Genomic DNA, 24,593 nt, shown 5'->3' with positions numbered 1-24,593 from the left:
TCTGGTTTTCTGCGCGGTCGCACCCGGCGTCAACCGATCGGCTGATGCCGTTTCCAGCGCGATGGACGATGCCGCGCGGGCCCGCGCGGCAGGACCCTCGTACCCATGGCCATCATCGAAGTGAACGGGTTGCGCAAGGCCTACGCCGGGCGCCCCGCGGTGGACGGAGTGACCTTCGCCGTCGACGAGGGGGAGATCTTCGGGATCCTCGGCCCCAACGGCGCGGGCAAGACCACGACCGTCGAATGCGTCGAGGGACTGCGCGTCCCCGATGCCGGCACGGTCCGGGTCGCCGGACTCGACCCGGTCGCCGACCACGGGCGAGTGACACACCTGCTGGGAGCCCAGCTCCAGGAGAGCGAGCTGCAGGCCAAGCTGACGGTGCGCGAGGCGCTGGAGCTGTACAGCGCCTTCCACCCGCACCCCGCCGAGTGGCGGACCCTGGCCGAACGGCTCGGTCTGCACACCAAGCTCACCACGCGGTTCGCCAAGCTGTCGGGCGGTCAGAAGCAGCGACTGTCCATCGCCCTCGCCCTGGTCGGCAACCCGCGGGTCGTGGTGCTCGACGAGCTGACCACCGGACTTGATCCCCGGGCCCGCCGTGACACCTGGCAACTGATCGAAGAGGTACGGGACAGTGGCGTGACCGTCCTTCTCGTGACCCACTTCATGGAGGAGGCCCAGCGGCTCTGCGACCGGATCGCCGTGATCGACAAGGGGAAGGCCGTCGCCCTCGACACCCCGTCCGGCCTGATCAGCAGAGCCGGAAGCACCACCGCCATCTCCTTCACCCCCTCGCAGCCCCTCGCCACCGGCGATCTGGCGGAGCTCCCCGGAGCGGCGTCGGCCGAGCAGAAGGGCGGCCGGATCGTCATCAACGGCACCGACGAGACCGTCAACGCGGTGATCTCACTGCTGGCCCGGCACCGCATCACCGCACACCGACTGCGTGTCACCGAAGCGACCTTGGACGACGCTTTCCTCGATCTCACCGAGACAGAGCCAGAACCCGAAGCAGACAAGGAAACGGCGGTCTGAGATGCCCACCACCTCCCTCGCATCAACCTCTCCGGCGCCCGGCAGCCCCTCTTTCGCCGTCCTCAAGTGCGAGACCCGGCTCTTTCTCCGCGAGCCCGGCAGTCTCTTCTGGATCCTCGTCTTTCCCACCGTCCTGATGACGATCCTCGGGCTGGTCCCGTCCTTCCGGCATCCCGAGGACGCCCTCGGCGGCCGCCGCGTCATCGACCTGTATGTGCCGGTGGCCGTACTGCTCGCCATGATCATGGCCGGGCTGCAGGCCATGCCGCCCGTCCTCACCGGTTATCGCGAACGCGGCATCCTGCGCCGTATGTCGACCACTCCGGTGCGGCCGTCCGCCCTGCTCACCGCGCAGGTCGCCCTCCACGGCGCGGCCGCCCTGGGTTCGGCCGTGCTGGTCATGGCCGTCGGCCGCATCGCCTTCGACGTGCGGCTGCCCGGTCAGCCCGTCGGCTATCTGCTGGCCCTGCTCCTGGCGACCGCGAGCGTTCTCTCCCTCGGGGCGATGGTCAGCGCCCTCTCCGCCACCACCAAGGCCTCCGCCGCCGTCGGCTCGGTCGTCTACCTCGCGATGATGTTCACGGCCGGTGTCTGGGTACCGGTCCAGGCGATGCCGGGCACCCTCCGCCGGATCGTCCAGTGCACCCCCTTCGGCGCGGCCTCCCAGGCACTGGACAGGGCAGCCTCCGGCGGCTGGCCGAGCTGGGCGCATCTGGGGGTGATGGCCCTGTGGACCGCCCTGACGGCTGCCGCGGCGACCCGTTGGTTCCGGTGGAAGTAACGCGGCCGGCCGGGCCGGGGCAGACTGACCGCATGGGGACGGTGCGTACCGGCGGTGATACCGCAGCAGGCAGGACGGCCGAGCAGTGGTGGGAGTGGTTCTTCCGGTACGGGCCGTACGGTCTGCTGGGGCTGGCCACCGTCATCTCGGCGATGTCCGCCGACCTCGTCATGAGCCGTACCGGGATGTACGTGGCCGGGGTGTTGGTCCCGGTGGCGCTGGCGCTCCAGATCTGGTGGAGCCGGATCCGGCACCGGCCCTCCAGGCGGTCGTGGGCCGCGCCGGTCTACTTCGTCGTACGCACACTCCTCGCCTTCGTACTGTCTTGGTGCAGCCCGTTCTTCTCGATGTACGCGGTCCTCAGCTACTTCGACGCGGGGAGCCTCCTCTCCAGGCGGGCCGCACGGGTCGGGATGCTGGCCAATGCCGTCACCATGGCGGGCTCCCAGTGCGGCAGCGGCTTCCCGCCGGACACGCCGACGAACTGGGCGGCCTTCGGCATCCTGTTCACCCTGCACGGCACCCTCATCCTCGTCTTCGCGCAGATCGGCACCCGGGAGGCCGAGCACGCCCGCACCCAGCTCGACATCATCGACGAACTGGAGTCCGCCAACGCCCGTCTCGAACAGGCCCTGGCGGAGAACGCCGGCCTGCACGCCCAACTCCTCGTCCAGGCACGCGAGGCGGGGGTCGCCGACGAACGGAGCCGGCTCGCCGCGGAGATTCACGACACGATCGCCCAGGGGCTGACCGGCATCATCGCCCAGCTCCAGGTGGTCACCTCCACCGCCGAGTCCGATCCTGCGACGGCCCGCGTACACCTCGACCGCGCCGCCGCACTCGCCCGCCACAGCCTCGGTGAGGCACGCCGGTCCGTGAGCAATCTGGTCCCCGCCGCACTGGCCCACGACGACCTCCCCGAGGCACTCGGGAAGACCGTCGCGAGCTGGGCGGAACGCACGGGTGTACGCGCCGAGTGCACGGTCACCGGCACCGCCGAGCCGCTGCACGACGAGGTCGGCGCCACCCTGCTCCGGATCGCGGAGGAAGCCCTCGCCAATGTCGGCCGTCACTCCGGGGCCACCAGGGTCGGCGTCACGCTCTCTTTCATGGGCGACGAAGTCACCCTGGACGTACGGGACGACGGTTGCGGCTTCGACCCGGTCGCCCTGCCGCCGTACCGGGGCTCGGACGGTTTCGGTCTCGGCGGTATGCGTGCCCGCGCCGAACGCATGGCGGGAGCCGTCGTGGTGGAGTCGGAACCGGGCAACGGAGCGGTGGTCTGCGCCCGCGTCCCACTGGTTCCTCAGCAATGAACATCGCGTATCCGAGCCATGCGTATCCGAGCACCGCGTATCCGAGCACCGCGTACGGTGGAAACGCCATGGTTGACGAAACCGCACGCACCATCACCCTCGTCGTCGTCGACGACCACCCCGTCGTACGGGACGGTCTGCGGGGCATGTTCGAGTCGGCCCCGGGCTTCGAGGTGCTCGGCGAGGCGGCCGACGGCGTCGAGGGAGTCGATCTCGCCGCCCGCCTGGACCCCGACGTCGTCCTGATGGACCTGCGGATGCCGGGCGGCGGCGGAGTCGCGGCAATCGCCGAACTCACCCGGCGCGGCGCCCGTTCCAAGGTGCTCGTCCTCACCACGTACGACACCGACTCCGACACCCTCCCGGCGATCGAAGCGGGAGCCACCGGCTACCTGCTCAAGGACGCGCCCCGCGACGAACTGTTCACCGCCGTCCGCGCCGCCGCCGACGGTCGCACCGTGCTGTCTCCCGCGGTCGCCTCCCGGCTGATCAACCGGGTACGCATGCCCGCCGGCGCCGCCGACCAGTCGCTGTCCGCACGCGAGCGCCAGGTGCTCGAACTCGTCGCCAAGGGCACCTCCAACCGGGAGATCGCCGCCGAACTGTTCATCAGCGAGGCAACGGTGAAGACCCATCTCACGCACATCTTCGGCAAGCTGGGCGCCAAGGACCGCGCCGCGGCTGTCGCGGTCGCCTACGACCGCGGCATCCTCGGCTGACCTGCCCCCGCCGTCCGTATCCGCACGCCCTTCGCTCCCTGCTCACTCCCTGACGCGCAGCAGCACCACCGCCCTCGCCGGCACCGTCAGTAGCTCGTTGCCCCGGTGCACCGTCGCCGGCGCGGTCGACTGGTCCTCCTGCGAGGTGTCCAGCACCAGTTCGTACGCCTGCGCCCACGGCGGCCCCGGAAGCCGGAAGCTGATCGGGCGGTCGGCAGCGTGCAGGATCGCCAGGAAGCTGTCGTCGGTGACCTGTTCGCCGCGTGCGTCCCGGCCCGGGATGTCGCGCCCGGAGAGATAGAGACCGATTGTCGCGGCCGGTGCGTACCAGTCCGTCTCCGTCATCTCCTTACCCTGCCGGGTGAACCACGCCAGGTCCCGCAGCCCGTCCGCGGCCTGCGCCCGGCCGGAGAAGAACGCCCGGCGGCGCAGCACCGGATGGGCGTGGCGCAGCGCGAGCAGCCGGGCCGTCAGCTCGGTCAGCTCCCGCCACTGGGGCTGGTCGAGCAGGGACCAGTCCAGCCAGCTGACCTCGTTGTCCTGGCAGTACGCGTTGTTGTTGCCGCCCTGCGTACGGCCCATCTCGTCGCCCGCGACCAGCATCGGCACCCCGGTCGACAGCAGCAACGTGGTGAGCAGATTGCGCAGCTGGCGGCGGCGCAGGGCGTTGATGCCGGGGTCGTCGGTCCCGCCCTCGGCGCCGCAGTTCCAGGCCCGGTTGTCCGACGTGCCGTCCCGGTTGCCCTCTCCGTTGGCCTCGTTGTGTTTCTGCTCGTAACTGACCAGATCGCGCAGGGTGAAGCCGTCGTGCGCGGTGATGAAGTTGACCGAGGCGTACGGCCGGCGGCCGCCCCATGCGTAGAGATCGCTGGATCCGGTCAGCCGATAGCCCAGATCCCGTACATCGGGCAGGGCGCCGCGCCAGAAGTCCCGCACGGCGTCCCGGTAGCGGTCGTTCCACTCGGTCCACAGCGGCGGGAACGCGCCCACCTGGTAGCCGCCGTTGCCGACGTCCCACGGTTCGGCGATCAGTTTCACCCGGCGCAGCACTGGGTCCTGGGCGATCACCGCGAGGAACGGGGACAGCATGTCGACGTCGTGCATCGAGCGGGCCAGCGCCGCCGCCAGATCGAAGCGGAACCCGTCGACGCCCATCTCCGTGACCCAGTACCGCAGCGAGTCCGTGATCAGCCGCAGCACGTGCGGCTGCACCACGTGCAGGGTGTTGCCGCAGCCGGTGTAGTCGGCGTATCTGCGTGCGTCGGACTGGAGCCGGTAGTAGCCGCGGTTGTCGATGCCGCGCAGCGACAGCATCGGTCCCAGTTCGCTCGCCTCCGCCGTGTGGTTGTAGACCACATCGAGGATCACCTCGATCCCGGCGTCGTGCAGCGCCCGCACCATGCGTTTGAACTCGCCGACCTGCTGGCCTCCCGTACCGCTGGCCGAGTAGTCCGCGTGCGGGGCGAAGTAGCCGATCGAGTTGTAGCCCCAGTAGTTGTGCAGCCCGCGCCGGAGCAGATGGTCCTCATGGGCGAACTGATGCACCGGCAGCAGCTCCACCGCTGTCACGCCGAGCCGCTGCAGGTGGCCGACGGCCGCCGGATGAGCGAGACCGGCGTACGTGCCGCGCAGCTCCTCGGGGATCCCCGGGTGCAGCTTGGTGAAGCCGCGTACATGCAGCTCGTAGATGACGGAGTCCGCCCACGGGGTCTTGGGCCGCCGGTCCTCCGCCCAGTCGTCGTCGTCGTGGACGACGACACCCTTGGGCACGAACGGAGCGGAGTCCCGTTCGTCGCGCACGGTGTCGGCGACCTGCTGCTGCGGCCAGTCCCTCACATGGCCGTACACCTCGGCCGGCAGGGTGAATGAGCCGTCCACGGCCCGTGCGTACGGATCGAGGAGCAGCTTCGCCGGATTCCACCGGGCACCCGTCCACGGGTCCCAGCGGCCGTGCACCCGGTAGCCGTACCGCCGGCCCGGCCGCACGCCCGGCACGAAGCCGTGCCAGACCTCATGGGTCAGCTCGGTCAGCGGGAGGCGCGTCTCGTTCCCCTCCTCGTCGAAGAGGCAGAGCACGACGGCCTCGGCGCCGCCCGCCCAGAGCGCGAAGTTGGTGCCCGCCACCCCGTCGGGCCCCACCCGGAAGCGGGCCCCGAGCGGCATCGGCGCACCGGGCCACACGGCCGGCTGCTGCTGCCCGCCGGAAGGGACCCGCCCGCTCCCCGGGCCGGTCCCCGCCTCTTCCGCTGTCCGCTCCACCGCCTCCCTGACCGGCCCTGGCACTGTCTCCTGCTCGGCTGCGCTCGACACTCTCAGCCTCCCGCGGCTCGTCCGGACCCGGCACCGAAGAGGAGCGCACGGCGTCCCGGCCGTGGCTCCTCGAGTGTGGTCCTCCCTCTGTTCTGCCCAGGGCAGGGCCCGCACTCACGTTTCCCCCGGCCGCTCCGGTCGTTGGGGGAACGTGAACCACAACGCGAAGAAGGCAGGAGCGAGCCCGGCCACCGTGCTGACATGGGCAGGACTGCTCGCCGTACTGGCCGTACTGGGCGTACTGACAGGTTGCACCGACGGGGAACCATTCATCAACGGGAAGCCGCGGTCGTTGCCGTACGCGATCAGGATCACCCCGACGGACGGGGCCAAGGACATCAGGCCGGACGCCCGGGTCGAGGTGAAGGTTTCCGACGGGCGGCTGGAACACGTCAAGGTGACGCAGATCGAGGTCGCTGAGCCGCCCGCGAACGCAGAGCGGAGCAAGGACGCAGGACAGCGCGAGATGCAGGGTCTGATCTCGCAGGACGGCCTCTCCTGGACCCCGCGCGGCGCCTCGGGCCGGCTCAGCCTGTCCGCCAAGTACAGCGTCGACGTGGTGGCCGTGGACGGTGCGGGGCGCCGCTCGGCCCGCCACTCCACCTTCACCACCGCGGTCCCCCAGCAGCGCTTCACCAGCAGCTTCGAGCCGGACGAGCGGTCGACCGTCGGCACCGGCATGATCGTTTCCTTCCGCTTCGACCGCGTCATCACGAACCGTGCGGCGGTGCAGCGGGCCATCCGGATCACCGCCGAGCCTGCGGTCGAGGTGGTGGGGCACTGGTTCGGCGGCGACCGGCTGGACTTCCGCCCGGCCGCCTACTGGAAGCCGGGCACCGAGGTCACCGTCGCGGTGGCGCTGCACGATGTGGAGGGCGCGCCCGGTGTGTTCGGCACCCAGCGCAGGACGGTCACCTTCACGGTGGGCCGCTCGCAGGTGTCCAGGGTGGACGTGGCCGACCACACCATGGAGGTACGCCGCGACGGCCGGCTGCTGTCCAAGGTCCCGATCACGGCGGGTGCCCCGGCTTCGAGCACGTACAACGGGAAGATGGTGGTCACCGAGATGCAGGAGGTGACCCGGATGGACGGCCGGACCGTCGGCTTCGGCGGTGAGTACGACATCAAGGACGTTCCGCATGCCGTGCGGATCACTGACTCCGGCACCTTCGTGCACGGCAACTACTGGGCGGGCGGTGCCGTCTTCGGCTCGGCGAACGTCAGCCACGGCTGTGTCGGGCTGCAGGATGTGAAGGGCGGCAGCGGGGACACCCCGGCCGGCTGGTTCTTCGACCGGACGATCGTCGGGGACGTGGTCGAGGTCGTCAACTCCGAGGACAAGCAGGTCGCTCCGGACAACGGTCTGGGCGGCTGGAATCTGAACTGGATCCAGTGGCGGGCGGGCTCCGCGCTCCACTGACCCGGATCGGCCGGACTCGCACCGGACACTCCCGCGCAGCGCTCCGAACCATGCGTCACCTGGGGAAGTTCCGCACCAACTTGGGACTGAACGGTGACATCCTGGGGGAGATCTCCCCACGGTCGGTGTGGTTACCTTTCGCTGAGCGCGCATGAGCAGCGCGCGGGGGTGGGAGCTTGCGGGCTCCCTGGGCCTTGGCGGGGCCAGGCCGTGTGAGGGGAGACGACCACATTGAACGGGCAGCCGATATCGGGGGCATCGGTCGGGGCGAACGGCAGGCGACGTGGTCGGGGGACCACCGGACTGCTGGCTCTGGTACTGGGAGCGCTGCTGTTGCTGGTGACGGCCTGCGGTGGGGGAGACACCGATGCCGGGAGCAAGGGCAAGAACACCGGTGGGGGCAAGAACGAGGACACCACCGCCTCGCAGGCGGTGGTGACCGTCGCGCCGAAGGACGGCGCCGACTCCGTCGCCACCAGCGGGGCACTGAAGATCTCCGCCGAGCAGGGCAAGCTGACCACGGTCAAGGTCGCCGACCCCAAGGGCGTCGAGGTCGAGGGCGAGATCGCGGCGGACGGCACGAGCTGGGAGCCCGGGCAGCACCTGGCCGCGGCGACGAAGTACAGCGTCCACGCGATCGCCAAGGACTCGAAGGGCCGTCAGTCGGCGAAGGACACCACCTTCACCACACTGGTCCCGAAGAACACCTTCATCGGGCAGTACACGCCGGAGGACGGCTCCACGGTGGGCGTCGGCATGCCGGTCTCGATCCACTTCACTCGCGGCATCACCGACCCGGACGCCGTCGAGAAGGCCATCGAGGTGACGGCGGAGCCGTCCGTCCCCGTCGAGGGCCACTGGTTCGGCAACGACCGTCTCGACTTCCGCCCCGAGAACTACTGGGCGGCGGGCACCAAGGTGACCGTGAAGCTCAACCTCGACGGGGTCGAGGGACGCCCGGGGGTCTACGGCAAGCAGGCCAAGACGATCTCGTTCACCATCGGCCGCCGCCAGGTCAGCACTGTCGACGCGAGCACGCACCGCATGAAGGTCGTCCGCGACGGCAAGCAGCTCAGGAACATCCCGATCTCCGCGGGCGCCCCGGCGACCACCACGTACAACGGACAGATGGTCATCAGTGAGAAGCTCAAGGTGACCCGGATGAACGGCGACACCGTCGGATTCGGCGGCGAGTACGACATCAAGGACGTGCCGAACGCGATGCGGCTGTCCACGTCGGGCACGTTCATCCACGGCAACTACTGGGGCGGGCCCGGCGTGTTCGGCTCGACCAACACCAGCCACGGCTGCGTCGGTCTGCAGGACGTACGCGGTGGCTGGAGCAAGACGACCCCGGCGGCCTGGTTCTTCAACCACTCGATCATCGGCGACGTCGTGGTCGTGAAGAACTCCCAGGACAAGACGATCCAGCCGGACAACGGTCTCAACGGCTGGAACATGAGCTGGGCGGAGTGGACCAAGTAGTTCGCGACGTACGACACGACGGCGGGCCCGGTGCTGTGACCAACAGCACCGGGCCCGCCGTCGTTAGCGCCGGTTAACCTGCCTCCCATGACGGTAACCCTCGAAGCAAGCGACGGTGTCGGCACGATCCGGCTGGACCGCCCGCCCATGAACGCCCTGGATGTCGCCACCCAGGACCGGTTGCGTGAACTCGCCGAGGAGGCGACCCGGCGCGACGATGTGCGCGCGGTCGTCCTCTACGGCGGCGAGAAGGTGTTCGCGGCGGGAGCGGACATCAAGGAGATGCAGGCCATGGACCACGCGGCGATGGTCGTACGGTCCAAGGCGCTGCAGGACTCCTTCACCGCGGTGGCGCGGATCCCCAAGCCGGTCGTCGCCGCGGTCACCGGCTATGCGCTCGGTGGCGGCTGCGAACTGGCGCTCTGCGCCGACTTCCGGATCGCCGCCGACAACGCCAAGCTGGGCCAGCCCGAGATCATGCTCGGTCTGATCCCCGGTGCGGGCGGCACCCAGCGGCTGGCCCGGCTGGTCGGCCCGTCCAAGGCCAAGGACCTGATCTTCACCGGCCGCCACGTGAAGGCCGAGGAGGCCCTGACGATCGGTCTGGTGGACCGGGTGGTGCCGGCGGCCGAGGTGTACGAGCAGGCGCACGCCTGGGCCGCGCGGCTGGCCAAGGGGCCTGCCCTGGCACTGCGCGCCGCGAAGGAGTCCATCGACGCGGGGCTGGAGACCGACATCGACACCGGGCTCACGATCGAGCGGAACTGGTTCGCCGGTCTGTTCGCCACGGAGGACCGTGAGCGCGGCATGCGCAGCTTTGTCGAAGAGGGTCCGGGCAAGGCCAAGTTCCTCTGACCGAAAGCCAGTTGGGTACAGACGGCCGTGGGTTCATCCGTGTGGGCGGATTAGCTGAGCCTTAAGGCAACCTTAAGGCTCGGCATTCCGATGACCGGGGCAATCCCGTTCGAGCGGCATATATGTGCAGGTCGGAGTGGGTGTCGAGAGATGCATTCTGCCACTGGCATATGCCTACCGACCTGCACGGAATGCCTGTCTCCGGGGTGGGGATTCCCTCGGAACGGCCCCGGAGCGCCCGTCGTGCGGCCATGATGGTGTGCATGGCGGGCCTGGAGGGTGTGGAACAGCCGCGACAGCGCGGCGGTGCGACTGCGGCACGCTGGATGTCGGCTGTCGAGGACGAACAGGCGTTCAAGGCGCTGGAGTTGTTCGGAAATCCGACGGAGGGCGAGGTCCGGCTGCCGTCCCGTCCGGAGTCCGCGGCGACCGCTCGTCGGCTCACCTCGTGCGTGGTTCTTCGTCAGTGGGCGCTTTCCCCGCAGACCGCCGAGCACGCCGTTCTGCTCGTTTCGGAACTCGTCGGCAACGCGGTACGGCACACCGGTGCCCGCGTCTTCGGGCTCCGGATGCTGCGCCGCCGCGGCTGGATCAGGATCGAGGTGCGCGACCCCTCGCGCGGCCTGCCGTGTCTCATGCCGGTCCAGGAGATGGACATCAGTGGCCGCGGCCTCTTCCTCGTCGACAAGCTCTCCGACCGGTGGGGGGTGGATCTGCTGCCGCGCGGCAAGACCACCTGGTTCGAGATGCGGATCTCCGACCGCTGAGCCGGTCCGGCCTCCCGGGTCCCCGCTTCTCCTGCCCGTCCGGATGACGCACAGAAGCCCCCGGTCTGCCGTGGTACGGCGCCTCGGGGGCTTCTGTGTGAGGACCGTGAAATGGGGGGTGTGTTCACGGCCGCGTAGGACGACCTGGCCCGGGTCAATGGGGGTCGTGGAACCGACTATGGCAGATGGGCGACCGTGGAGCCAAAAGCGCTAATCGGTTGAAACTGGCCATAACGGGACACTTCGACGGTGAATCGTAGGTGTGATGAGTCACTGGCCTGGTAATGCATGAATGACTATGCGATTCGACGGGTGATTCATCGAGCATCCGGGTTGCGGGTGGCATACCCCGGGCTCCCCTGAATAGGTATGAATGGGGTCAATTTTCATCTTCCTGGCATTGCGCCCCTACTGTTCTGCTCATGAACGCCTCCGAGACATCGGTGCACCGCCGCAGCGCACTGCGCGCGGGCGCAGGGGCAGCCCTGGTCGGCGCCCTTGCGGCCGGATGTACGGAAGGGCACGGCGCTGTCGCCACTTCCACGAAGACCTCCGCCGAGACGCCCGCGGGCGCCCCCGCGCAGACCACCGGCACGAGCGACGCGAGCACGCGGCCCCCGCACTCCGCGCCCGCCGCGCACCGCTTCCCCGGGCAGCCGGTCCAGATCGACCACGGCCCTCGCAGCCGCCCCCGCGTCGCGCTGACCTTCCACGGCCAGGGTGACCCGGCCATCGCCCGGGCCGTGCTCGCCGAGGCGGAACGTGCCCACGCCCGGGTCACCGTCCTTGCCGTCGGCAGCTGGCTCGACGAGCACCCCGAGATGGCCCGCCGGATCCTCGACGGGGGGCACGACCTCGGCAACCACACCCAGAGCCATGTCGACATCTCGGCAATGGGCGAGGCGGCGGCGTACGCGGAGATCACCGGCTGCGCCCAGCGGCTGCGCCGGCTCACCGGCTCCATCGGAACGTGGTTCCGCCCCTCGCGCAGCCGGTACGCCACTCCGCTCGTCCAGCGCCTCGCGCGCCGGGCGGGCTACCCGCACGTCCTCTCGTACGACGTGGACTCCCTCGACTTCACCTCTCCCGGCGCTGCGGCCGTCACCCGCAAGGTCACCGGGGAGATCCGCAACGGATCGGTGGTGAGCCTGCACTTCGGCTACGCGGACACGGTTGCCGCACTGCCTGTCCTCCTCGCCGAAATCGACCGCCGACAACTGCGTGCGGTGACGACCACGGAGCTGCTGACCTGATGCTTTCCTCCACCAAGCGCACCGCGGCCCTGCTCGGGGGCGTACTCATCGCCGTACTCGCTGGCTGTGGCACCCCCGCCGAGAAGGGGAAGGCCGAGACCGCCGACACCGAGGCCGCCGCGCCGCCCGTCGTCCCGGACAACGCCACCTCGAAGCGCGCCACCCCGCCGGGGCTCGCCGGGATGCCGCCGGTGCTCGATCCCGAGGATGTGTACGCGGCCGACCGGGCCGGAATGATGTCACCGGTCGTCAAGAACTTCCCGGCGCGGGTGTACGTACCCAACACCAAGTCCAACACCGTGTCGGTCATCGACCCGAAGACGTACAAGGTCATCGAGACCATCCCGGTCGGCCACCAGCCGCAGCATGTCGTCCCGTCCTGGGACCTGAAGACGCTCTGGGTCAACAACGACCTCGGCGACAGCCTCACCGCCATCGACCCGGCCACCGGGAAGGCCGGGCGGACGGTCGCGGTCTCCGACCCGTACAACCTCTACTTCACGCCCAACGGCAAGTACGCCGTCGTGATGGCCTCGATGGACCGGCAGCTGGTCTTCCGCGACGCGCACACCATGAAGGAGGCCAGAGCCGTCCCGGTCGACTGCGCGGGCGTCAATCACGCCGACTTCTCCACGGACGGCCGGTACTTCATCGTCTCCTGCGAGTTCTCCGGTGAACTCCTCAAGGTCGACACGGCGAGGATGAAGGTCGTCGGCCGGCAGAAGCTGCCGCTCAAGGGCGCGATGCCGCAGGATGTGAAGCTGTCGCCGGACGGCCGGACGTTCTACATCGCGGACATGATCGCGAACGGCATCTGGGTGCTGGACGGGCAGAAGTTCACCGGCCCGAAGCTGCTGCGCACCGGCAAGGGCGCCCACGGTCTGTACGTCAGCCGCGACTCCAAGGAGATGTACGTCACCAACCGTGGTGAAGGCTCCATCTCCATCTTCGACTTCGCGAAGAAGAAACTGACGAAGAAGTGGCACCTGCCGAACGGCGGCAGCCCCGACATGGGCGGCGTGTCGGCGGACGGCAAGGTCCTCTGGCTGTCCGGGCGTTACAACGCCGAGGTGTACGCGATCGACACGGCCACCGGTAAGCAGCTCGCCCGGATCCCGGTGGGTAACGGACCTCATGGGCTCGCCGTCTATCCGCAGCCGGGCCGCTACTCGCTCGGCCACACCGGAGTCTTCCGCTGATCGCCCGGCGCCCCGGCGCCCTTGGCCCGTTCGCCGGGGGCCGCGGGTCAGCCCGCGATCAGCAGCGCCTCCGAGCCCACCGGCCGGTAGCCCGCCGCCTGGAACGTCCGCACGCTGCGGGCGTTCCCCGGCGACTGCTGCGCCCAGACCACCGTGTCCGGCACCAACTGGCGGGCCGCTCGCGCCAGCCGCTCCCCGAGCCGCCGGCCGCGCGCCTCCTCGGCCACCTCGATCGCCGTCTCCCAGCGTCCGGCGACCCCACGGCCCAGAATCAGCACACCGCCGTCGGCGGCCCAGACCCGCACCTCGTCGCGGTACTTCATCGCCCGTGCCACCCGCGGATGTTCCGGGTCCTCGATCTCCCGGAGCCCGATGTCGGGATCACCCGGCAGCGCGCTCGCGACCGTCAGCAGATCGATGGTGTTCATGTGCCGTCCGGTACGGGCCAGCAGTGCGCCCAGGAAGTACGGGTTCATCGTCGCGGCGAGCGGATCGCCGGGGGTGGCGGCCAGCGTGGCCCGTACCCATGCCGGATCCTCGTCGGTGAACACCACCGAGTGCGCGGTGAAGGCCAGCACCCCGGCGTCCCGCGCGTTCGGCTGTGCCACCACCGTCGTGCCCCCGTCCGGCGCGGGGAAGCGCCCGTGCGCGGCAGCCGTCAGGGTCCGAGCCAGTGCGTCCTTCGTCAAGCGTCCCACTCCCCGGTACCGGGCCCCGCCCGCCGTCCGCGGACACCCCACCCATGATGGACGACCGGCCGCCGCGATCGGCGCCGGTCGCGCCCGTTAATCTGGCCCCCGTCAGTTAGGCATGATGAAGGGGCGGAACAGTGGCGGACATCGAGTCGGCGCGCAAGGCATTCGAGCGGTACGACCTCAACGGCGACGGGCTGATTTCGGCTGCCGAGTACAAGAGCGTGATGGCTCAGCTGGGTGACCCCTACGTCACCGAGCCGGTGGCCCAGGCCGTCATCAACTCCCACGACGCGAACGGTGACGGTCTGCTCACCTTCGACGAGTTCTGGGCTGCCCAGAACAAGGGCTGATCGCCGGGAGGACCCCCGGCCGTGGTCGGCCGGGGGCCGCCGGCGGGCGCCGGTGACGGAACCGGCGCCCCTGGACGACTGCCTCGGCGAGGGCCTTCTTGGCGAGGGCCTTCTTTCGGATCAGGCCGGATCTGGCCGAATCAGGCCGGTCCGGTTTCAGGCCTGGCCCGGCGCCCCGCTCCCGGCCGGTCAGGCAGCGAAGTTCCGGGACAGGGAGTGCTGTTCGTCGACTTCCATCAGGTCGGGGCGGGTGTACCGCTCCGCCCGCGCGTGGTAGTCGAAGTCTCCGCGGACGAGCCCTCGGTAGTCCTGGACGCAGCGCTCAAGGGCAGCGCGTGCCGGACCGTCGATGCGTGCGGCCTCTATCTCCTCGACGAGTTCCTTTTCCGCTCGCTGCACCCGGTCGGCGATCCTCGCCAGCCATATTCCGGCCTCGTCGACAGCCTCCTGGAGCGTGCCGCCGCGGTCCCGCTGAATGAGCCGGACCGTATTGTGCTCGTATCCGAGCACGGCTTCTTTCTCGAATGAGCAGATGTCGTTGCAGAGTCCCGAGTGATCGGCCACTGCATTGCGCAGTGCGATATATGCGGGGAGGGAGCGGGCGGATTCCGGGAGATCTGTTCCGGCAGTGATCTCGTGCAGGTCGAGGAACGGCTGCATGGCCACCGAGTCACGGCGGTGCTTCACGAAGTCGGCGGTGCTCGGCACATGGCCCGCGGCCCGGTCGACGGCCTCCGCGTAGTACGTCCACAGCCAGCCGACCGTGTCCCGGCGGAACTGCCGGACCCAGCGCAGCGACCGTCCCTCACAGGTCCGCGCCATCAGACCGTCGAGAGCGTGCTCCATGGGGCCGTTCGGCGCGCTGGTTCCGTCGAGCACGTCCACCAGTCGGGCGATGGCCTCCTCGCACATGTGCGGGTCGCGGCCTGCCGGGCCGTCGTCGAACTCGTCGTCCACCAGGAACGCCCAGAAGAGCCACTGGCAGAACAGATCGAGGTGTTCCTGCGACGCCGCCGGGAATATCAGGGATATCCAGAGCTCCGGACGCGTCCGGATCATTTTCTTCCGAGCCACCGGAGACAGGACGAGATCGTTGTCGGCCGCCCAATCCCAGGCGGCTTGTTTGGTTGCCTGAATGCCTGGATTGCAGCCCGTGCTCTCGAACGGCATATGAAATTCTGGAAGCGTGATTTTGCTCATGGTGCCCCTCGTCTGAACGTTGCGAACAGGGAATGGGAATGAGTCGCTTTCACGAATCAGTGCAGGCGCGCGGGCGATCGTTTCCGGGAGAGCTCATCGCTGTCCTCTTTCCTCCGCCGGGGCCGGGGCATCGGAGCCGGGCCGGTACGCCACGGCGGCGGACCGCATACGGACAGCGATCGCGTCACCACTCGTCACATCCAGTGAACCCTGAGAGAGCGGTGGAGGGAAGCAGTTCGTGACCGAAACTGCTTGATCGCCATGAACGCCTGCTCACTTATGAGCAGTTGGTGAACCGTTGAATCGAGCGACTCGCCGGCCGGAACATCGGGTCTGGCCGGATCGCCCGGGAGCCGTCCGCCGGACCGGCAGGCGGAGTGCCCTCGTCCGGACAACACCGTGCCCGGACGAGGGCGATGGATCAGGACAGGGCGAGCTCGGTGACGTTGTCCGCCTGGTGGACCCAGGCGGCGGTCAGGCTGCCGTCCTTCACGTACGTCTTGCCGTTGCCCTTCAGGATGCCGATGCGGTTGCCGGAGAGGGCGATCTGAATGACGTTGTCCGCCTCGTGGGCCCAGGCGGCGCTGAGGCCGCCGTCCTTCACGTACGTCTTGCCGTTGTCCTTGAGGATGCCGATGCGGTCGCCGGAGAGTTCGAGCTGAATGACGTCGCTGCCTTCCTTCGCATACGTGGCCTTGAGGCTGCCGTCCTTCACGTACGCCCTGCCGTCGCCCGTGAACACCCCGATCCGGTTGCCCGCCAGGTCGATGTCGACGATGTCGCCTCCCTCGTAGACCCAGTCGGCGCTGAGGCCGCCGTCCTTCACGAAGGCGTCGCCGTTGCCCTGGACGATGCCGATGCGGTCGCCGGCCAGCTCCAGCTCCTTGACCTTGGCGGCCTCGTGGACCCAGGCGGCGGTGAGGCTGCCGTCCTTCACGTACGCGTCGCCGTTGTCCTTGAGGACGCCGATGCGGTTGCCGGAGAGCGCGATCTGCTTGACGTTCGAGGCTTCCTTCACCCAAGTGGCGCCGAGGCCGCCGTCCTTCACGTACGCGTCGCCGTTGGCCTTGAGGACGCCGATGCGGTCGCCGGAGAGGGCGATCTGCTTGATGCTGCTGCTCTCCAGGTTCCAGCTGGCGCTGAGGCCGCCCTCCTTGGCGTGGGCGTCGCCGTTGGCACGCACCGTTCCGATGCGGTTGCCGCCGGCGCCCGAGACCGTTCCGGGCGCCGCCGTGGCGGATCCGGCCCCGATGAGACCTGCGACGGTCAGTGCAGCGGCGACGGTGAGCATTCTGGAGTTCATTTGATGGTTCTCCATCGAGTCGGCCGGGGAACGACGGGACGGTCCCCGAAGTGGATTTACTCGCAAGATCAACGACGGGCGTGGAGAGATGATGTGCACTGTCACCCGGTCAGAGGGCGTGCGCCGGGCGCAGATGCCGTGGGCAGTGGGCGATCCGCAGGGCCGGGTACGTCCGCATGCTCGGGCACGCGGCTGATGCGGGGCGCGCGGCGGATCCTGACCGAGATGCTGACCGGGCGGCGGAACGAGGTGCCGGCCGAACGGCGGGAAGCCGAGGTCATCGCCCGGTGAGCGCCTGGCCGACCCGGTCGAGAGCCGCGGTGTACCGGCCGACCGGGGCTCTGCCGGCGTCAGGGCCGATGGTTCAGGGCAGGGCCTGTTCTGCCCAGATGGTCTTTCCTCGGGCGGTGAAGCGGGTACCCCAGCGGCCGGCCAGTTGCGCGACGAGGTACAGGCCGCGGCCACCTTCGTCGGCGAGATCCGCCTGGCGCAGGTGGGGGGCTGTGCTGCTGTCGTCGGTGACTTCGCAGATGAGGGTCCGGTCCCGGATCAGGCGTTGCTGGACGGGTCCGGTGGCGTAGCGGATGGCGTTGGTGACCAGTTCGCTCACCAACAGTTGGGTGGTGAAGTCGAGTTCCTGCAGCCCCCAGGTGGCCAGTTGCCGGCTGGTGAGGCTGCGGGCGTTGGTGACGACGGAGGGGTCGTTGGGGAGGGTCCAGGACGCGACCTGGTCGGCGGCGAGGGCGCGGGTGCGGGCCAGGAGCAGGACGACGTCGTTGTCGTGCGTGATGGGGTGTTGTGCACGGATGATGGCGTCGCAGGTGTCCTGGAGTGCGGGGAGCGGGTTGCCCAGGATGCGGCGCAGTCGGGTCAGACCCTGTTGCGGATCGCTGTCGTGGGATGTGATGAGGCTGTTGGTGAACAGGGCGAGGGTGCTGCCCTCGGGGATTTCCAGCTCGCTCGTTTCGTAGGGCGGGCGGCCGTTTCCCAGTGCCGGTCCGGCAGGAACGTCGGGTATGCCCACCACGCCGTCGGGGGAAGCGATGACGGGGGCGGGATGGCCGGCGCGTGCCAGCGTGCAGCGCCGGGATATCGGGTCGTAGACCGCGTACACACAGGTTGCGCCGATCGCCTGTTCGCGAGCCGGGTGGGTGCGGGTCGCGGGCGCGCCGTGGCCGGCGGCGCCCGTCACCAGGTCGTCGAGGTCCGCGAGCAGTTCGTCGGGGGCCAGGTCCTGGGCGGCCAGGGTGTTGATGGCGGTGCGCAGTTGGCCCATGGCGGCGGCGGCGTGCATGCCGTGTCCTGGCACGTGTCCGACGACGAGGGCCACGCGCGCCCCGGACAGCGGGATCACGTCGTACCAGTCTCCTGCGGCGGCGGACACGTGGTGCAGGGCGACTTCGACGGCGTTCTGGGCAGGCAGGGCCTCCGGCAGCAGGTTGGAGCGCAGGATGAGGGCGGCGGTGCGTTCACGGGTGTACCGGCGCGCGTTGTCGATGCACAGGGCGGCCCGGGCGCCGAGATCCGCCGTGAGGGCGAGGATGTCCTCCTCGAACGGGTCCGGTGTCGTGGTCCGGTAGAAGCTGGCCAGGCCGAGGACGACCCCGCGGGCGGTGAGTGGTACGACCATGAGCGAATGGGCCCCGGTCCGGCGGATCAGCTCGGCGCGCCGGGCGTCGTGTATGGACCACTCACTGTCGATCTCCAGGTGCTGCACGAGGCGGGGCTGCAGATCGGCCAGGCAGTCCCGGAAGGACCGGGGATACGAGAGGTTGACCTCTCCGACGCGGTAGGCGACCGATGCGATTTCCCCTTCGGTGGACTTGAAGGCCGCACGTCGCAGCACGGCGTGGGAGCTCACCGGACCGGGTTGCGGAGCCATCCCCTGCAGTACTTCGTCGACGATGTCCACGACGGCGATGTCGGCCAGGCTCGGCACCGCGACCCCGACCAGTTCCTCGCACGTCGTCCCCACGTCCAAGGTGGTGCCGATGCGGGTGCTGGCGTCGAGGAGCAGGTCCAGGCCCGCGCGAGCCCGATGCCGCTCGGAGATGTCGGTCGATGCCGTCAGCAGGCCGAGGACGCCCCCGGCGCGGTCCTGGAGACGGTAGAGCGAGACGGAATAGATGTGCTCGTGATCGGGGTCGGAGGGTGGCCGCCCGGCATGCTCGACGTCGATCACGGGTCGACCCGTGTCCAGGACGTCCCTCAGCATCCGCTCCAACGCATCGTCGACCACACCCGGTGCCACTTCGCGAATCGGCCGGCCGATGACCTCTTCGCCCAGCAGACCGCGCACACCCGGCGCGGCGGTGTTGAACCGCATGAGCCGCAGATCGGGATCAAGGACCTGCAGGCCGAGCGGGGACTGGGTCAGTACCGCGCGCAATACCGCGCTGTCGATACTCAGCCGACCGGAACCCCCCGCCGGGGTCAGAAGCACGGACCACCACACGGCATCGCCCTCACCCACTATGGGCCACACCTGGATGCCGACCGCGAGTGCCTGCCCGGACCGATGGCGGACGGCCGGCTCACGGGCAGACTTCCTCACCTCGGAAGCCCCCGGATCCGTCTGCTCACCGAGCCCGGTCAGCAGGACCGCCACCCGGCGCCCCAGCACCTCCTCGGCCGAATAGCCGAGCAAGGCCTGGGCCTGCGAGCTCCACTCGACCACGACCCCGTGGTCATCCACCACCAGCCGTGCGCCCTGCGCCGCAACCGACCCGTCCTGGCAACCGGCGGGGTCCTCACGTGTGCTCATCCGTGCCAGTGCCTCCTTACGGACAACACCTCGACGCACTCCCGGCCACGCCCGGTCCACCGCGCCCGTCGCACCCCACCGGCGTCATCCGCTACCGCAGGGAACGTGGAGTTCCTGGGGGCCCCACCTACCCAATATGCCGTGGTGCCCGGCACGGCGCAGCGCAAGCGGGCCCCAGCGGGTCCCTGTCATGCGTCGGCCTGAGGGAAGCCTGCCGTTCTGCCCCTGTCCTCGGTGACGAGATCTCCTCCCAGCGGCTGTCCTCCCAGCAGCGGCAGCCCGGTCTGCCCAGACGGTCTCCACCAGCCACTATGACGCGCAGGGCCGCGTCGACTCGGTCGAGGACGCCGACCGGAACCACCTGCGCGTCGTACGACGCGATGCTCCGCCCCCGTCGGACGCAGCGCCCCGCACCGGGCGGCGGACACGTCTTCGCGGAGACCAGGTACGACAGCCGGGGCGTGGCCGCACATGACGGTGGGTCGCCCCCGGCGGCCGAGGTCGTTGCACGGGTGCCCGGGCCGGCCCAGCCGCCCGCGTTCACCGCCCGCCCACGAGTACCTCGCCCGCGCGCAGGGCGCTCAGCCAGGCCTCGGGACTGCCGCCAGTGGCACCCCCACCGCTGCTGTCCAGCCGCGCCGGCTTACCGCCCACGTGCGGGTAGCTGCCCAGGAAGGACACCTCCACGGCCCTGCGCCGCAGGGCGATCATCGCGTCGCCCACGGCGCCGTCCTCGATGTGCCCCTCGATGTCGAGGAAGAAGTGGTAGCTGCCGAGGGCCGTGCCGGTCGGCCAGGACTGGATCCAGGTCAGGCCCACCCCGCGGGCGGAGAACTCGGTCAGAATGTCCACCAGCGCTCCCGAGTGCGCGCCGTCGGCGGTCACCACGAGAGAGGTACGGTCCCGGCCCGTCCGGGCCGGGGACGGGCCGGTGCCCCGCACGGAGACGAACCGGGTGACGGCGTCCCGACGCTCCCCGATGCCCGAGGCGAGCACCGACAGCCCGTAGCGTGCGGCCGCGATGGGCGCTGCGATCGCTGCGTCGTACCGCGCGTGCGGCGACGAGGATTCCGCGATCTCCCGGGCTGCCGCGGCGGTGGATGTGGAGAGGCAGACCTCCACCCCGGGCAGCCGCTGGGTGAGCCAGCGGTGGCACTGCCCATGGGCATGCGGATGGCTGAGGACCCGCCGGATGTCCTGGACCGCCGCCCCCGGACGTGCCATCAGCGCGAAGGTCACCGGCAGTTCGATCTCTGCGTCGAACTGCAGAGTGGCACCACCGGATATCAGATCCTCCAGCGTCGCGGGCACCACACCGCGGACCGAGTTCTCCAACGGCACCACGGCCGCGAGGCAGCCACCCGACCGCACCGCGTCCAGGGTCGAGCTCACGGTCGGAAACGGCTCGCACACCGCTCCGGCGGCCTCGGGCAGCAGGCGCAGCGCCGCCTCGGTGAAGGTTCCCTCCGGCCCCAGATAGGCATATCTCGGTTCAGCGCGCATAGCTGTGCCTGCTCTCTCGGGGCCCGCTCCGCGGGGAAGGGCTGCCCGGTACCCGGGGGCCGTCCAGGCCGAGCCGGTCCTCTATCTCCGCGATGCGCAGAGTGAGTTCGACGATCGTCCTGGACTGTGCCCGCAGCAGCGCGGTCAGCTCGGGCGCGGGCCCGTTGTTTCCGGACCGCAGGATGTCCTGCTGCAGGTTCTGCACCCGGGTCGACGGCTCGAGGCCCAGATCCTCGACCATCGCCGTACGCAGCCGCTGGAACACCGCGAGCGCCTCGGACCGCCGGTCGGAGCGGTACAGGGCGAGCATGTACTGCGCGTGCAGCCCTTCGTGCAGTGGATGGTCCACGCACAGGCCGGAGAGTTCACCGAGCAGTTCCCGGTGGCGGCCCAGCTGCAGGTCCGCGTCCAGCCGGTGCTCCAGGACGATCAACCGGGAGTCCTCCAGCCGCTGCGCCGCGGCCTGGAGCCGGGTTCCCATCCGTACGTCCATGAGAGCGGGGCCACGCCACAGGCCGAGCGCGGTCTCGAATCTGGTGCCGGCCACGGCGTAGTCACCCGAGGCGAGTGCCTCCCGGCCGGCGGCGACCGACCTTTCGTACCGGTCGGCGTCCGACGCGGCGTCGGGCATCTTCAGCCTGTATCCGCCCGGGACGGCCTGCAGGATCTCCTGCGGGTCGCGCCGCGGATCGGACAGGAGATGGCCTAAGAGCTTGCGGATCTGGCATATGTAGGTCCGGACTGTGGTGGCCGCGCTGAGGCAGGGATCGTCTCCCCACAGTTCGTCCACGATCGAGTCGGTGAGCACCAGTTGCCCCGCGTGCAGCACCAGCAGTGCCAGAAGTGTGCGCTGCTTGGCGGCTGTCGGTTGGACCGATCTCCCCTCGTAAGACACCACAAGTGGACCAAGCAATCCGATTTCCAACGGAAGACCCCCGTGTCATGTCCCAGCACGGCGCACCGAGAGGCATGAAGGAAGCGGCCCCCTTGCCGCCTCGCACTCCCGGCGCCCCGTGCAGGCACCTCTTCCTGTGTCACCCGGCTCCCGGGACGGGAGCCACTATGCAGTTGTCTTCTGCGCCCGTCCTACGAAGCCGAAGACTACGACGGCTCCGACCAGCAGCAGCACGCCGGAGACGATCACGCCGACCTTGGTGCCGGTCTCGATCGACGAAGCGCCGTTCAGGATGGAACCGAGAATGGCGACTCCCACCACAGCTCCGGTCTGACGGGCCGAGTTGAGGGCGCCCGAGCCGATACCGGACAGCTCCCGCGGCACCGACCCCATGACGGACACGACGAGCGAAGGCATCGCGTAGGAGATACCGAATCCGAGGAGGAGCAGTCCGAACGAACTCACCGCGACGGACACGGCCGAGTCCGAGGTGGTGCCCGCCTGGATCAGGGTGCCGACTCCCATCAGTACGAAGCCGGCTGTGGCCGGCTTGCGCGGGCCGATGCGGGCGACCAGCCGGCCCGTGAAGATCGGGTTGAACGCGGTGGGCAGGGTCAGTGGCAGGAAGGCCAGCCCCGCGAGGAACGCGGAGTATCCCCGGCCCTGCTGGAAGAGCAGGGAGAGCGTGAACAGCACACCGGACAGCGCGAAGTTGATCAGCAGGCCGGCGAACAGCGCTGCCGAGAAGGTGCCGCTGCGGAACAGCTTCAGCGGCAGCATCGGCGTGTGCCGTTCGGTGGCCTCCCGCCGCTCCACTGCGATGAAGAGCCCCATGGCGACCACGAAGGCGGCGAACGAGCCGAGTACCTCGGGCGCCGTCCAGCCTGCCGTACCCGCCTGGATCAGTCCGAACGTCAGGGCAGCCAGGGCCACGATCGCGGTCAGCTGCCCGGGCAGGTCGAGGCCGCGCGCCGCATTGCGGCGCGTCTCTCCGGCGTTCTTGGTGGTGATGACGATGCTCAGCAACGCGATCGGGATGTTGACCAGGAAGATGGCCCGCCAGCCGATGGCGTCGGTCAGTACGCCGCCGACGAGGGGGCCGGCCGCGAGTGCGACGCCGGTGATCGCAGCCCAGCTGCCGAGTGCCTTCGCCCGGGCCGCCGGGTCGGAGAACGTGTTTGCGACGATGGCCAGCGAAGTGGGCAGGAGCAGTGCGCCGGAGACACCCAGCAGACCGCGCAGGACCACGAGCAGTTCCACCGAGTTGGCCAGCGCGGAGACCCCGGAGATGAGACCGAAGGTCCAGAGCCCGACCAGGAACACCCGCCGTCCGCCGAAGCGGTCGGAGAGGGTGCCCGCGGTGAGCAGGAAGGCGGCGAAGGTCAGGGTGTAGCCGTTGGACACCCATTGCAGGGAGCTGAGGCCCGCCGAGAGGCTCTCCCCGATGCCCGGAAGCGCGACAGTGACGATGGTGGTGTCCATGAGGACCATGAAGTAGCCGAGCGCGAGGCCCACCAGGAGACCCCGATGGGAACGGGCCGGGCCGGCGCCGACATCTGACGAGCCGGGCGCACCTGCCGGTGTGCTCGGCCGGGTGGCCGGAATTGCCATGAAGAACTCCCGTGAATCACGCAATTGATGGTCAACCATTAAAAATCCGTCCATGCGGGACGGCTTCTCGTACCGAGCCTGACGGTTTCGAGCACGAGAGGGAAGCGGGCAGTTACGATGCGTGGTATCGGGGAGCCCGATACATCAGAACTGGGGGAGGGATCGTGGCCACATGGAGATCCGTCACCTGAAGTCCTTCCGTGCCGTCGCGCAAAGCCTGAGCTTTACGAAAGCAGCGGCAGAACTTCACTATGCACAATCCAGCGTCACGGAACAGATCCAGGCGCTGGAAGCCGAACTGGGCACCAAGCTCTTCGAGCGGTCGAACCGGAAGCTGCGCCTCACCAGTGCCGGCATCCGGCTCCGCGAGTACGCGGACCAGGTGCTGCTGCTGATCGACGAGGCCGCCACGGTGGGCGTCCTCGACATGCAGGAACCCACCGGGGCTCTCGCCATCGGCGGGTTGGAGACCTTCTGTACGCATGCGATCCCGCCCGTCCTTGCCGAGTACCGGGCGCTGTACGGCAAGGTGAACGTCAGCGTGGACGTGGGAAACCGGCGGGAGCTGTACGAGTCCGTGCGCCGGGGGGAACTCGATGTCTGTTTCACCTTCGACGCGCCGCCCAAGGACGACAAGTACGCGAGCAGGGTGCTCTTCGAGGAGCGGCTCCTGGTCACCACCCCGGTCGGCCACCGGCTCAGCAGGCAGGAGCGTGTGCACGCGGCCGACCTTCACGGTGAGCGCTTCCTGGCCACCCAACGCGGCTGCGGATTCCGCGAGATGTTCGACAAGGCCATGGCGGAGCTGGGCCCCGAGAGCTTGAAGCTCGAGGCGGAGGTCTCCGGCATCGCCCCGTTGCGCGCGTGCGTGGCCGCGGGGATGGGGCTGGCCCTGCTGCCCGAGATGGCGGTCCGCAGCGAGGTCGAGCGGGGCGAACTGCTGGCATTCCCGCTTCAGGACGCGGACTTCCGCGCCCCCGCCACCATGACATGGCGGCGCAGCCGGGAGGGCGTGCCCAGCCTGGACAGATTTCTCGCGCTCACCAAGAAGGCTGTCGCCACGCGGATATAGCCGTCAGAGGTCGAGGAGTTCAGAAATAGATACCGGCCACCGTCGTTCCTGATTGAC

20 protein-coding genes are annotated in these 24,593 nt (G+C 69.4%); 12 read left to right on the top strand and 8 right to left on the bottom strand.

Annotation, left to right across the window (positions count from 1 at the left end; genetic code table 11):
- The first annotated feature begins 105 nt into the window (after positions 1–105).
- The 4 genes from OHA88_RS17265 (at position 106) to OHA88_RS17250 (ending at position 3,854) form a co-directional block, all read left to right on the top strand.
- A complete protein-coding gene (locus OHA88_RS17265) occupies positions 106–1,038 on the top strand; it encodes an ABC transporter ATP-binding protein (protein ID WP_328626190.1) in 933 nt (310 codons plus the stop codon).
- 1 nt (position 1,039) lies between these two features.
- Positions 1,040–1,819, top strand: coding sequence for an ABC transporter permease (locus OHA88_RS17260; protein WP_267001660.1), 780 nt, complete (start codon positions 1,040–1,042; stop codon positions 1,817–1,819).
- A gap of 32 nt (positions 1,820–1,851) precedes the next feature.
- Positions 1,852–3,135, top strand: a complete 1,284-nt coding sequence (locus tag OHA88_RS17255; RefSeq protein ID WP_267001658.1) for a sensor histidine kinase — start codon at positions 1,852–1,854, stop codon at positions 3,133–3,135.
- Positions 3,136–3,203: 68 nt separating this feature from the next.
- Positions 3,204–3,854, top strand: a complete 651-nt coding sequence (locus OHA88_RS17250; protein WP_328626189.1) for a response regulator transcription factor — start codon at positions 3,204–3,206, stop codon at positions 3,852–3,854.
- Positions 3,855–3,896: 42 nt separating this feature from the next.
- Here OHA88_RS17250 and glgX read toward each other — a convergent pair whose 3' ends face one another.
- Positions 3,897–6,164: a glycogen debranching protein GlgX gene (gene glgX, locus OHA88_RS17245; RefSeq protein WP_328626188.1), complete on the bottom strand. Its 2,268-nt coding sequence runs from the start codon at positions 6,162–6,164 to the stop codon at positions 3,897–3,899.
- Between the two features lie 151 nt (positions 6,165–6,315).
- On the opposite strand from glgX, the gene OHA88_RS17240 reads away from it, so the two are divergent.
- From OHA88_RS17240 to OHA88_RS17215, 6 genes are all read left to right on the top strand, one after another.
- The gene (locus OHA88_RS17240) at positions 6,316–7,584 is read left to right on the top strand and encodes a L,D-transpeptidase (protein WP_328626187.1); all 1,269 of its coding nucleotides are present in this window, start codon (positions 6,316–6,318) and stop codon (positions 7,582–7,584) included.
- A gap of 231 nt (positions 7,585–7,815) precedes the next feature.
- The gene (locus tag OHA88_RS17235) at positions 7,816–9,069 is read left to right on the top strand and encodes a L,D-transpeptidase (RefSeq protein ID WP_328626186.1); all 1,254 of its coding nucleotides are present in this window, start codon (positions 7,816–7,818) and stop codon (positions 9,067–9,069) included.
- An 87-nt stretch (positions 9,070–9,156) separates the two neighbouring features.
- Complete coding sequence (locus OHA88_RS17230; RefSeq protein ID WP_030931038.1) at positions 9,157–9,924, top strand: enoyl-CoA hydratase/isomerase family protein; 768 nt, start codon at positions 9,157–9,159, stop codon at positions 9,922–9,924.
- 251 nt (positions 9,925–10,175) lie between these two features.
- A complete protein-coding gene (locus OHA88_RS17225) occupies positions 10,176–10,691 on the top strand; it encodes an ATP-binding protein (protein ID WP_328626185.1) in 516 nt (171 codons plus the stop codon).
- A 422-nt stretch (positions 10,692–11,113) separates the two neighbouring features.
- The gene (locus OHA88_RS17220) at positions 11,114–11,944 is read left to right on the top strand and encodes a polysaccharide deacetylase family protein (protein WP_328626184.1); all 831 of its coding nucleotides are present in this window, start codon (positions 11,114–11,116) and stop codon (positions 11,942–11,944) included.
- Entirely contained in the window at positions 11,944–13,143 is a 1,200-nt protein-coding gene (locus OHA88_RS17215) for a YVTN family beta-propeller repeat protein (RefSeq protein ID WP_328626183.1), read from the top strand. Before OHA88_RS17220 ends, OHA88_RS17215 begins: the two co-directional genes overlap by 1 nt.
- 47 nt (positions 13,144–13,190) lie before the next feature.
- Here OHA88_RS17215 and OHA88_RS17210 read toward each other — a convergent pair whose 3' ends face one another.
- On the bottom strand, positions 13,191–13,832 hold the full coding sequence (locus OHA88_RS17210) for a GNAT family N-acetyltransferase (protein WP_326605857.1): 642 nt from the start codon (positions 13,830–13,832) through the stop codon (positions 13,191–13,193).
- A 140-nt stretch (positions 13,833–13,972) separates the two neighbouring features.
- Between OHA88_RS17210 and OHA88_RS17205 the strand changes: the two genes are divergently transcribed.
- Positions 13,973–14,188, top strand: coding sequence for an EF-hand domain-containing protein (locus OHA88_RS17205; RefSeq protein ID WP_018102550.1), 216 nt, complete (start codon positions 13,973–13,975; stop codon positions 14,186–14,188).
- A gap of 189 nt (positions 14,189–14,377) precedes the next feature.
- On the opposite strand, the gene OHA88_RS17200 is transcribed toward OHA88_RS17205, so the two are convergent.
- The 6 genes from OHA88_RS17200 to OHA88_RS17175 all read right to left on the bottom strand — a co-directional run bounded on the left by OHA88_RS17200 (position 14,378) and on the right by OHA88_RS17175 (position 23,464).
- Positions 14,378–15,247, bottom strand: coding sequence for a terpene synthase family protein (locus tag OHA88_RS17200; protein ID WP_425895870.1), 870 nt, complete (start codon positions 15,245–15,247; stop codon positions 14,378–14,380).
- Between the two features lie 562 nt (positions 15,248–15,809).
- Positions 15,810–16,691, bottom strand: a complete 882-nt coding sequence (locus tag OHA88_RS17195; RefSeq protein ID WP_328626181.1) for a peptidase S1 — start codon at positions 16,689–16,691, stop codon at positions 15,810–15,812.
- A 364-nt stretch (positions 16,692–17,055) separates the two neighbouring features.
- The gene (locus OHA88_RS17190; RefSeq protein WP_328626180.1) at positions 17,056–19,455 is read right to left on the bottom strand and encodes a SpoIIE family protein phosphatase; all 2,400 of its coding nucleotides are present in this window, start codon (positions 19,453–19,455) and stop codon (positions 17,056–17,058) included.
- A gap of 540 nt (positions 19,456–19,995) precedes the next feature.
- Positions 19,996–20,958, bottom strand: a complete 963-nt coding sequence (gene pheA, locus OHA88_RS17185) for a prephenate dehydratase (protein ID WP_328626179.1) — start codon at positions 20,956–20,958, stop codon at positions 19,996–19,998.
- The gene (locus OHA88_RS17180; protein ID WP_328626178.1) at positions 20,948–21,853 is read right to left on the bottom strand and encodes an AfsR/SARP family transcriptional regulator; all 906 of its coding nucleotides are present in this window, start codon (positions 21,851–21,853) and stop codon (positions 20,948–20,950) included. Before OHA88_RS17180 ends, pheA begins: the two co-directional genes overlap by 11 nt.
- 165 nt (positions 21,854–22,018) lie before the next feature.
- Positions 22,019–23,464, bottom strand: coding sequence for an MFS transporter (locus OHA88_RS17175; protein WP_328626177.1), 1,446 nt, complete (start codon positions 23,462–23,464; stop codon positions 22,019–22,021).
- Between the two features lie 172 nt (positions 23,465–23,636).
- On the opposite strand from OHA88_RS17175, the gene OHA88_RS17170 reads away from it, so the two are divergent.
- A complete protein-coding gene (locus tag OHA88_RS17170; protein ID WP_328626176.1) occupies positions 23,637–24,536 on the top strand; it encodes a LysR family transcriptional regulator in 900 nt (299 codons plus the stop codon).
- Positions 24,537–24,593: the final 57 nt, after the last annotated feature.

It is taken from the genome of Streptomyces sp. NBC_00353 (genome assembly GCF_036108815.1).
Classification (GTDB): Bacteria; Actinomycetota; Actinomycetes; order Streptomycetales; family Streptomycetaceae; genus Streptomyces.
This window is presented reverse-complemented; position numbering and strand designations above follow the sequence as displayed.

What these genes read in the sequence shown, in the direction of transcription:
- OHA88_RS17215 (WP_328626183.1), top strand. Translation starts at nt 11,944, where the DNA reads ATGCTTTCCTCCACCAAGCGCACCGCGGCCCTGCTCGGGGGCGTACTC.
- OHA88_RS17225 (WP_328626185.1), top strand. Translation starts at nt 10,176, where the DNA reads ATGATGGTGTGCATGGCGGGCCTGGAGGGTGTGGAACAGCCGCGACAG.
- OHA88_RS17250 (WP_328626189.1), top strand. Translation starts at nt 3,204, where the DNA reads ATGGTTGACGAAACCGCACGCACCATCACCCTCGTCGTCGTCGACGAC.
- OHA88_RS17170 (WP_328626176.1), top strand. Translation starts at nt 23,637, where the DNA reads ATGGAGATCCGTCACCTGAAGTCCTTCCGTGCCGTCGCGCAAAGCCTG.
- OHA88_RS17230 (WP_030931038.1), top strand. Translation starts at nt 9,157, where the DNA reads ATGACGGTAACCCTCGAAGCAAGCGACGGTGTCGGCACGATCCGGCTG.
- OHA88_RS17200 (WP_425895870.1), bottom strand. Translation starts at nt 15,247, where the DNA reads ATGATCCGGACGCGTCCGGAGCTCTGGATATCCCTGATATTCCCGGCG.
- OHA88_RS17195 (WP_328626181.1), bottom strand. Translation starts at nt 16,691, where the DNA reads ATGAACTCCAGAATGCTCACCGTCGCCGCTGCACTGACCGTCGCAGGT.
- pheA (WP_328626179.1), bottom strand. Translation starts at nt 20,958, where the DNA reads ATGCGCGCTGAACCGAGATATGCCTATCTGGGGCCGGAGGGAACCTTC.
- OHA88_RS17190 (WP_328626180.1), bottom strand. Translation starts at nt 19,455, where the DNA reads ATGAGCACACGTGAGGACCCCGCCGGTTGCCAGGACGGGTCGGTTGCG.
- OHA88_RS17175 (WP_328626177.1), bottom strand. Translation starts at nt 23,464, where the DNA reads ATGGCAATTCCGGCCACCCGGCCGAGCACACCGGCAGGTGCGCCCGGC.
- OHA88_RS17255 (WP_267001658.1), top strand. Translation starts at nt 1,852, where the DNA reads ATGGGGACGGTGCGTACCGGCGGTGATACCGCAGCAGGCAGGACGGCC.
- OHA88_RS17260 (WP_267001660.1), top strand. Translation starts at nt 1,040, where the DNA reads ATGCCCACCACCTCCCTCGCATCAACCTCTCCGGCGCCCGGCAGCCCC.
- OHA88_RS17265 (WP_328626190.1), top strand. Translation starts at nt 106, where the DNA reads ATGGCCATCATCGAAGTGAACGGGTTGCGCAAGGCCTACGCCGGGCGC.
- OHA88_RS17220 (WP_328626184.1), top strand. Translation starts at nt 11,114, where the DNA reads ATGAACGCCTCCGAGACATCGGTGCACCGCCGCAGCGCACTGCGCGCG.